This window comes from Paenibacillus tianmuensis (assembly GCF_900100345.1).
Lineage (GTDB): Bacteria > Bacillota > Bacilli > Paenibacillales > NBRC-103111 > Paenibacillus_G > Paenibacillus_G tianmuensis.
The window spans coordinates 22,287-30,617 of record NZ_FMTT01000059.1; the positions used below are offsets into that span (position 1 = coordinate 22,287).

Consider the following 8,331-nt stretch of genomic DNA (forward strand, 5'->3'; position numbering starts at 1 on the left):
CTGTTGGTCCGGTTGCGGCGTTCGGCCGCGGATGTGTTTGCACGAGATGCAGAACGCCCCCTCTGGATATCGTCCGAGCAGCTCGAACAACCCCAAGGAGGCGCCTAAAGACAAAGCATCATCCGGTACCGATCCGATTTTCAAAACCGTCCCGACTTGAAAATCGATAGCAGCAGCCCTAGAAACATCAGCGTGGCGACGCAGAAGCCGATTTCAATGACAGGAAAATTCCACAGCAAGGTCGATTGTCTGCCAAGCGACGAGCCGATAATAAGACCGGCCATAATAATGCTGAAGGCGAGCAGGACGATGCTGAACGATAGCCGGTTGCTGATGCGGTCCATTTTTCGCATCAAGGCATCCAACTCGGCGATCGATATTTCAAAGCGCAGCTTGCCTTTCTTCATCATCCCGAGCAGCTCGCGCAGCTTCATCGGCGTCTCCGTCAGCAGGGCGGCAGCCTCGTTTACCTGATGCCACACGCTGTCGGCCACATTGCGGGGACTGAACCTCTCGGCGAACAGCTTTCGTCCGAACGGTTCGGCGATGCTGATGACGCTGAACGTCGGGTCCAGCGAAGTGACGACGCCTTCAAGCGTCAGAAGCGCTTTGCCGAGCAGTGTCAGGTCGGCGGGAATGCGGACGCGGTGTTCGTAGGCGACGGCCAGCAGGTCGTTGACCGATTCGCCTAGCTTGACGCGGCTGAGCGGCACGTCGTAGTATTTCTCCCGCAGCTCGTCCACATCTGCGCGCAGGGAGTCCATGTCGACATCGTCGGGAATGATGCCGATGCCTTCAATCGCCTTGATGACGCCGTCGGTGCTGTTGCGCCGCATGGCAATAAGAAGCGAGCCGAAATGATATTTCATCATCGGGGTAAGACGCCCGACCATGCCAAAGTCGATCAGTCCGATCACCCCGCCCGGTAGCACGATAATGTTGCCCGGGTGCGGATCGGCATGAAAGAAGCCTTCCACAAAAATTTGTTGAAAGACGATTCGGGCAATTGTTTCGGCCAGCTTTTTCGGTTCGTACCCCAGCTCTTGCAGACGCTCCGTTTCGATAGGCTTTACGCCTTCCAGATATTCCATGGTCAGCACGTTGCGGCTCGAATAATCCCAATAAATCGCCGGTATGCGTACATCCGAATCGCGCTCGAACGGCTTCGCCATCCGCTGCGCGCTGCGGCCTTCGTTCGTATAGTCCAGCTCGGCGCGCAGCGACTGGGACAGCTCGTACACCATGTCGCGCACCTGATATTTGGCCGCCCAGTCAAGCCGGTGCTCGGCCAGGCGAGCCAAATCGTCCAAAATTTCAAGATCCGTTTCAACGATGGAACGAATATTCGGGCGCTGAACCTTGACGGCGACCGGCTCGCCCGTATGCAGGCGGGCAAGATGGACCTGCCCGATGGAAGCCGCGGCGATCGGCGTCTCTTGAAATTCTGCGAACAGCTTCTCGAAGGGCTCGCCGAACTCGTTTTCCAGAACTTCGCGCACTTGCTCGAAAGGGAAAGGCGGAACCCGGTCCTGCAGCTTGACGAGCTCGTCGATAATATGAGCGGGCAGCAGATCGGGACGCGTGCTGGCGATTTGGCCGATTTTGACGAAGGTCGGACCAAGCTCCTCCAGAAACGTCCGGATGCGTTCGCCGATTGAGCGCGACCGGGCCTCCCGCCGTTCATTCAAGCCGATGCGCGTCCCGGCAAGCAGATCGGGCAGTCCAAGCTCTTTGACGAGGAAGCCGAGTCCGTTGCGGGCGAACGCTTTGGCGATGTCGCGGTACCTCTGCAGGTGCCGGATTTTCCGTCCGAGACTCATGAGCTTGCGGGAGGTAAGGTTTGGCCGGCATCGGGCTGCCTGCCTTCCAGCTCGGCCACGCGGCGCTCAAGCTCTCCGATGCGCTGCGTTAGCCGGACGTAATCGTCTTTGGTCGTCAAATTCATCTCATGCAGCGCCTGACGCATATAGCCGCGCACCTTCTCCTCCAGTGTGGATTGGGCTTCCTGTCCTTTGCGTACCAAGTCATCCACAAACTGCTCCGACTCTGCCTTGTTCAGCTCTCCTTTTTTGACCAGCTCGTCGACGAATTTCTCCGCCTGCTCTTTGCTAACCACGGCAAAGCCCAATCCCATCGAAACCGCTTTTCCCAACAAATCTCTAATCATCTCTGTTCCTCCTGTTCGTATCCGTATAGGGTGATTTTACCATAGCGGGCCGCAAACGCCAAAACGGACTCCGGGTATGCTCCCCGCCTAAATAAAATGCGCCCGTTGCGCACGGATGATCAAAAAAAGCGGTGCATTTTGTTGTACAATACATTCGATTATCAACAACATACGTTAACGGTCGATTTTTGACCAAAGATCAGCTACAATAATCAAGACATCCCGAATTGAAGTCGTGAAGGAGAGTTACTGTTGACGTTATCCCATGAACGCGGCTTGGAATCCCCGTTTCCGCTCCGGCATTATCTTACGCTGATTACCGTAGTCATTATCGCCGGGATGAATCAGGGGCTTCTGCTGCCGCTGCTTACTCTGCTGCTTGACAAGACGGGGGTCTCGATCGGGGTGAACGGTTTGAATGCGGCCGCTCTATACATCGGAACTTTTGCCACGATGTTTTGGATTGAGAAGCCTGTGCGCCGTTTCGGCTATAAACCGGTGCTCGTCGTCGGCATCCTGCTCGTGCTTGTCGTGCTGATTTTATTCCCAGCATTCCCCAATTTCTGGGTATGGCTTGTGCTCCGGTTTATGGTAGGCGTTGGAGACAGCGGTCTGCATTATGCGACACAGCTGTGGATCGTGTCCCGTTCCCCGGCGGATCGGCGAGGCCGGTACATCTCGTTCTACGGGATGGCTTACGGGGCGGGATTCAGCCTGGGACCGCTTGGCATCAACTTGCTGCCGTACGGAATGTGGGCGCCTTTTCTGGCGACGATGCTGTGTGCGGCCGTATCGCTGCTGTTCGTGAGCCGGCTGCCCAATGCGCACCCGGAAATGGGGAAAAGGGAGCAGGGGGCGCAAGCTAGAGTCACCTATCCCGTTGTGTTCCGGCTGGCCTGGTACGCTCTGCTTACCTCTTTCCTGTACGGATACATGGAATCGTCCATGAATAGCAATTTTCCCGCTTACGGCTTGCGCACCGGCATCTCCGACACATGGATTTCCTTGCTCCTGCCGGTCATCGGGATCGGTTCTTTGATCCTCCAGCTGCCGCTTGGCATATGGAGCGACCGGTGGGGCCGCAAGCCGATCCTGATGACGGCTGGCCTGATCGGCGGGGCCGCCTTCGCAGCCGTCCCGTTCGTCGCGCAGGGGAATCTGCTGTTGATGCTGATTCTATTCGGTCTGGCCGGCGGGCTCGTCGGCTCGTTCTTTACGCTGGGGCTTGCTTATGCGGCGGATGTGGTGCCGAGATCGATGCTGCCCCGCACGAACGTCATCGCCTCCGTGCTGTTCAGCATCGGGAGCATCGCCGGGCCGAATATCGGCGGCTTCAGCATGCAGTACTTCTCCGTCCACAGTATGTTTTATTGGCTTGGCGGCGCGTATGTCTTATTTGCGCTGCTCGGACTTCGGTTCCGGCCGAAGGTTCCGTAAATGGAATATGAGTTTTGAATCCCCGAGTCGAGCAGGCAAACAAAGAAGGGCCGCGCATGCGGCTCTTCTGGGAATCATCGATGTTCACTTGTAAGCCGGAAACAATTTCGTCGCCTTACCTGAAATGAAGTCTTGCACGTATCATGGTTCATACGAGCTTCGAATCGAAATACATTGGATAGTAGATCTTTTATTTTAAGGAAGGTGATTCGAAATGAATACGACGACGGCTTTGACCGACAGCTCCAGGAAGATAATCGAAGTTTCAGGTGAAGGAATGGTTGCCGCGGCCCCGGACCGGGCGCTGATTACGCTGGGGGCAATCACGGAGAAGGTGAGTCTGAGCGAAGCGCAGACCGAGAATGCCGCAGCGGTGTCAAGCATCCTCCAATCGCTTTTCCAGCTTGGGATTCCGAAGGAAAAGGTGCAGACGGTCCAGTACGGCATCGAGATTCAGTACAACTACAAGGACGGGGTTCAACTGTTCCGCGGCTACAAAGTCACCCACCTTCTACGAGTGACCGCGGATAAGATCGAGCAGACGGGAGTTATCGTGGACACGGCGGTTCGCCAGGGGGCGAATACGGTATCCGGCATCCAGTTTGCTTCGGCTCATCCGGAGACTTATTACCATCAGGCATTGACGATGGCGGTCCACAGCAGCCGCCATAAGGCGGCGACTCTCGCGAAAGCGATGGGCGTAGCGCTTCATCCTACCCCGCTTCGGATTCAAGAGATGTCGCATGGCATCGAACCGCACCCGTACCAGATCGCAACTTTTGCCGCTGCGCCCTCTACTCCCATCCAGCCGGGAGAACTGAACATTTCCGCCGCCGTCAAAGCTTTTTATTCTTATTCTTGACGATGCCTTAGATCGATTGAGAAAGTAGACGTCAGTCCGGCGAAATCCCCGGCCAAGCTTGCCAGCGGCTTCAAGTTCTCCGTTGCTATTTTAAAATTTCCTGCATAGGCAGCAGAATCCACTTGCACGCGCTCCACGATTCCAAGAACCAGATGATCCCCGCCTACGGGAATAATTCGATCCAGCTTTAGTTCGAATGCAATCGGCGCTTCAAGCACCGCCGGCACATCGACGCTCTTGCAAAGCTGTGGCGTGACTCCCGCAAGCTCGAACTCGTTCTTCTGCGGCCCGGCATTAGCGGACGAAAGCAGCATCGCCTCGCCCAGAGGCTCGGAAACCATATTAATGACAAACTCACCAACCTCGCGAATATTGGTCAACGTATCCTTCACCGTACCTTCCCGTTCACCTACCCCCGGTCCGATGGAAATCAGCAGCGTGGGTGGGTTTCGGGAAGCGACTGTAAAAAAACTAAAGGGCGCCAAATTAAGAACGCCGTCCTTGCTTTTGGACGAAACCCACGCAATGGGTCTCGGTACAACCGAACCGATCATCAGCTTGTACATTTCCTGCTCGCTTACATCGCTCGTATGAAACGCGAGCGCATCATGCCTCGGCATCGTTATCATCCTTTCCTTATTGCCTTGCAACAGCCGCATCGGTTTACACCGTCCAATGGGAGAGTTACAATGTAGTTCGGCCCCTGTGCTACCTGAACTCATATGGCGGCTGCCGGACACGGTACTCTTAAGTATAAACGCATCCCGGATAAAAAATAGTACGCACTTTAAAGTTAGTACTTACCTTAAGGAGAGGAACACCGATGCCTGAACGGACCGAAACCACAGAAATACATAACAACCAAACACCGTTCGATTATACCTTGTCCATTATTGGTGGAAAGTGGAAAATGAAAATTATGTATCAATTGGCCTGTCAAAAGGTTACACGCTACGGAGAGCTCAAGAGGCGAATTCCTGAAATTACTCATAAGGTGTTAAGCTCCCAGTTGAACGAGTTGGAAAGCAGCGGTATCGTTAACAGGAAAGAGTACGAGCAAACTCCTCCGAAGGTGGAATATTCGCTAACTCCAAGAGGAAGAACGTTGATGCCCATTCTGGAGGAGATATGCAAATGGGGAGTGCAAAATCAATTGCCATTGAAATGAACGACCACGTACAATGAGGCTGTCTTCATGCTGAAGCGATTGTACATGGAAGGCAAAGCGATGAGCTTCGAGCCTTATATCCTATCGTGCTAAGCAAACAAGCCTTCGACCGCAGGATCCGAGGGCTTATTTTGTTTGCCAAGGATTGAGGACGTTTAAGGCTGCGGCCCTTAGACGGCACACTCTGTTCGTCCCGCCTCATCGTTGGGAAGTTTGTTACAAGATAGACGTTTATGTAGTGTGTCTATAATTTTTATCCTAAATCCCTTGATTAATTACAAACAATATAATAATATGTCTATAAATAAATAAACGAAATTAATTTTAGTCTATTTATAAATTGTGGGGAGGGTGAGCCGGATCAACCCTTCTGCGGCAACAAATCCAACGAGATCTTGCCATCGTCCAGGCAGATCGAACAGCATGATGATCAAAGCTTGAAAGGAAGTAATACCCGTGTTAAATAACCGCTATGTTCGAACGATCATTTTATCCAGAGTTTGTCTGCAGCTTGGCATTTGGGTGAGAAACTTTGCCATTCTGCTTTACGTGACCGAGATGACGAAGAACGACCCGCTCTATGTATCGCTGATCGCGGTCGTCGAATATGCTCCGATCTTTTTGTTCTCCACCATCGGAGGGACGTTTGCCGATCGATGGCTGCCCAAACGAACGATGGTCTGGTGCGACGTCTTATCCGCCGTCTCCGCCTTCGTTGTGCTGCTGGTCGTACACTATGGCTCGTGGTACACGCTGCTTTGCGCAACGTTTATCTCTGCGGTGCTTTCCCAGTTTTCCCAGCCGTCGGCGATGAAGCTGTTCAAGCAGCATGTGCCGGAAGAACAACTGCAGGGCGTCATGGCGATGTTTCAGTCGTTGATGGCCGTCTTTATGGTGGTCGGACCGATCATCGGGGCGTTCGTCTATCAGCAGTTCGGCATCGAAGTTTCACTTTGCGTGATGGGCGCGATGCTGCTTGCTTCGGCGCTGATATTGTCCTTTCTCCCGCGGGATACTAAAACCCCGGCTGCGGAGGATCGGAACTTTGTGCGGGAGCTGCGGGACGGGCTTCGTTTTGTCTGGGCGAGCCGCCCGCTCCGGACCTTGGGAGGGACCTTTGCCGTATCCGGCCTGGCTGTCGGACTGATTTCGCCGCTTACGATCTTTGTAGCCATGGAAAACTTGGGTCAGGACAAATCGTTCCTGCAGTGGCTTCTGATGATGAACGGCGTCGCCATGCTGGTCGGCGGAGCTCTGGTGATGACGATATCCAAGAAAGTAAAGCCGCAAACGCTGCTTGCGGCAGGCTTGCTCATCAGCACCTTCGGGACGATCGGCATCGGCTGGTCGACCAGCATTCCGTTGACGCTCCTTTTTCAAGCCACCAATGGGTTATGCTTTCCCTCTATCCATATCGGCATCAATACCTTGATCATGCAAAATACGGAAGGCTCGTATATCGGCCGGGTCAGTGGTGTGCTGACGCCGATGTTCATGGGGATGATGGTTATCGGCATGTCCTTGGCGGGGTACTTGAAGAATGCGCTCTCGCTGCACACGGTATATACCGTTAGCGGAGTATTGTTTTTCATCAGCGTGCTGGTGCTGGCTCCGCTCTTGGTGAACCGCCGTGCGGCGGCCGAAAAACAAGCGCAGGGATAATGATGATATTTCTTCTGGGACGAGGAGTTTTGGAGTCGTTACCGGGTCTTCAAAGACATTCCAGAAGGCTGGGAAACAGGCGCACAGGTCGGGGATATATTGACTCTCGACCGATGGGAAGGTATGACGGCGTTCATGAAAGATGACAAAGCCGTCTATGACGCTGGTATTGAATATGCGCGGGATCACTGTGAGCCGGTAGGCAAGGGATAAAAAGAAAGGAGCATCCCATTAAATGAAGAATGCTCCAACTCGCTTCTACGGAATTAACGAAATGATTCCTGTGTATTTCACACTATGATATCCCGAACCATCGGGGTGGTAGAATGTTTGGGTAGGGTTTTCTATATCTAGCGTACCTGCAAAACGACCAACTGGGTAGCGTACTTCATAATAATAGGTGAGAGGGGGGGCGTTAAGTTGTCCCTTCTTAAACTCAAACACTCTCGTGATATCAACGTATTTTTGATCAAGTGGGTCTTCTTCTGCTGCTGATGCTGTTGGCAATACCGCAATAAAGGCAAACATCAAGCACAATATCACAGCGATAAGCGATTTTCTTTGTAAAGTAAACATCATTGGTATTCACCTCCTTTCTTTTATAAAATTATACAATTATATCAAATAAAGTGGAAGATGAAAAAAATAAAATGTAACTACTCAGTACCCCAAGTTTAGGGTACTTTTTTTATACTGGATAGGATTTTAAGAACTTTGGTCGAATATATCCCCATAACGACTTTTGGGGAGGGCTTGCGTGATGGTGATGAATCTGAACCCGACGCCAGAGCAAATCTTGAAAATCAGCAAAGGCGATCCAGAGATTGCGGCTTTCATCACCGCTTTGCTCGTGCAAAATCGCCAACAAACCGAACAAATCGCACGGTTGGAAATCCGTGTCAAGGAATTAGAACGCAAACTCGGACAGAATAGCAACAATAGCAGTAAGCCGCCCTCCAGCAACGGGTTCGACAAACCGGCTCCTAAAAGTTTGCGGGGCAAAAGCGGCAAATCTAGCGGTGGACAACCCGGTCA

At 52.9% G+C, this 8,331-nt stretch carries 9 protein-coding genes; 5 read left to right on the plus strand and 4 right to left on the minus strand.

The genetic code is table 11. The features are described from left to right. Positions 1–140: 140 nt before the first annotated feature. Together BLO51_RS25630 and BLO51_RS25635 are read right to left on the minus strand one after the other, a co-directional pair. Positions 141–1,820, minus strand: coding sequence for an ABC1 kinase family protein (locus tag BLO51_RS25630; protein ID WP_090676359.1), 1,680 nt, complete (start codon positions 1,818–1,820; stop codon positions 141–143). Further along, the gene (locus BLO51_RS25635; RefSeq protein WP_090676361.1) at positions 1,817–2,167 is read right to left on the minus strand and encodes a phasin family protein; all 351 of its coding nucleotides are present in this window, start codon (positions 2,165–2,167) and stop codon (positions 1,817–1,819) included. Before BLO51_RS25635 ends, BLO51_RS25630 begins: the two co-directional genes overlap by 4 nt. Positions 2,168–2,419: 252 nt before the next feature. Here BLO51_RS25635 and BLO51_RS25640 point away from each other — a divergent pair, with 252 nt between their 5' ends. Together BLO51_RS25640 and BLO51_RS25645 are read left to right on the plus strand one after the other, a co-directional pair. Further along, positions 2,420–3,604: an MFS transporter gene (locus BLO51_RS25640; RefSeq protein WP_090676362.1), complete on the plus strand. Its 1,185-nt coding sequence runs from the start codon at positions 2,420–2,422 to the stop codon at positions 3,602–3,604. Between the two features lie 214 nt (positions 3,605–3,818). Then, positions 3,819–4,466, plus strand: a complete 648-nt coding sequence (locus BLO51_RS25645) for an SIMPL domain-containing protein (protein ID WP_090676364.1) — start codon at positions 3,819–3,821, stop codon at positions 4,464–4,466. On the opposite strand, the gene BLO51_RS25650 is transcribed toward BLO51_RS25645, so the two are convergent. Further along, positions 4,457–5,095 (minus strand): flavin reductase family protein, encoded by a 639-nt coding sequence (locus BLO51_RS25650; protein ID WP_342672478.1) that lies wholly within the window; start codon positions 5,093–5,095, stop codon positions 4,457–4,459. The genes BLO51_RS25645 and BLO51_RS25650 overlap by 10 nt on opposite strands. 194 nt (positions 5,096–5,289) lie before the next feature. Between BLO51_RS25650 and BLO51_RS25655 the strand changes: the two genes are divergently transcribed. Next, positions 5,290–5,634 (plus strand): winged helix-turn-helix transcriptional regulator, encoded by a 345-nt coding sequence (locus BLO51_RS25655; RefSeq protein WP_090676366.1) that lies wholly within the window; start codon positions 5,290–5,292, stop codon positions 5,632–5,634. A 456-nt stretch (positions 5,635–6,090) separates the two neighbouring features. Then, the gene (locus tag BLO51_RS25660; RefSeq protein ID WP_090676368.1) at positions 6,091–7,296 is read left to right on the plus strand and encodes an MFS transporter; all 1,206 of its coding nucleotides are present in this window, start codon (positions 6,091–6,093) and stop codon (positions 7,294–7,296) included. Between the two features lie 258 nt (positions 7,297–7,554). On the opposite strand, the gene BLO51_RS25665 is transcribed toward BLO51_RS25660, so the two are convergent. Beyond that, positions 7,555–7,875, minus strand: coding sequence for a hypothetical protein (locus BLO51_RS25665; protein WP_090676369.1), 321 nt, complete (start codon positions 7,873–7,875; stop codon positions 7,555–7,557). 181 nt (positions 7,876–8,056) lie between these two features. On the opposite strand from BLO51_RS25665, the gene BLO51_RS31305 reads away from it, so the two are divergent. Beyond that, on the plus strand, positions 8,057–8,331 hold a 275-nt coding region (locus tag BLO51_RS31305; protein ID WP_425415836.1), incomplete at its 3' end, for a DUF6444 domain-containing protein.

Bases quoted from the DNA above. Each gene is read 5' to 3' on its own strand.
- BLO51_RS25630 (WP_090676359.1), bottom strand. From the start codon at position 1,820: ATGAGTCTCGGACGGAAAATCCGGCACCTGCAGAGGTACCGCGACATC.
- BLO51_RS25635 (WP_090676361.1), bottom strand. From the start codon at position 2,167: ATGATTAGAGATTTGTTGGGAAAAGCGGTTTCGATGGGATTGGGCTTT.
- BLO51_RS25645 (WP_090676364.1), top strand. From the start codon at position 3,819: ATGAATACGACGACGGCTTTGACCGACAGCTCCAGGAAGATAATCGAA.
- BLO51_RS25650 (WP_342672478.1), bottom strand. From the start codon at position 5,095: ATGATAACGATGCCGAGGCATGATGCGCTCGCGTTTCATACGAGCGAT.
- BLO51_RS25655 (WP_090676366.1), top strand. From the start codon at position 5,290: ATGCCTGAACGGACCGAAACCACAGAAATACATAACAACCAAACACCG.
- BLO51_RS25665 (WP_090676369.1), bottom strand. From the start codon at position 7,875: ATGATGTTTACTTTACAAAGAAAATCGCTTATCGCTGTGATATTGTGC.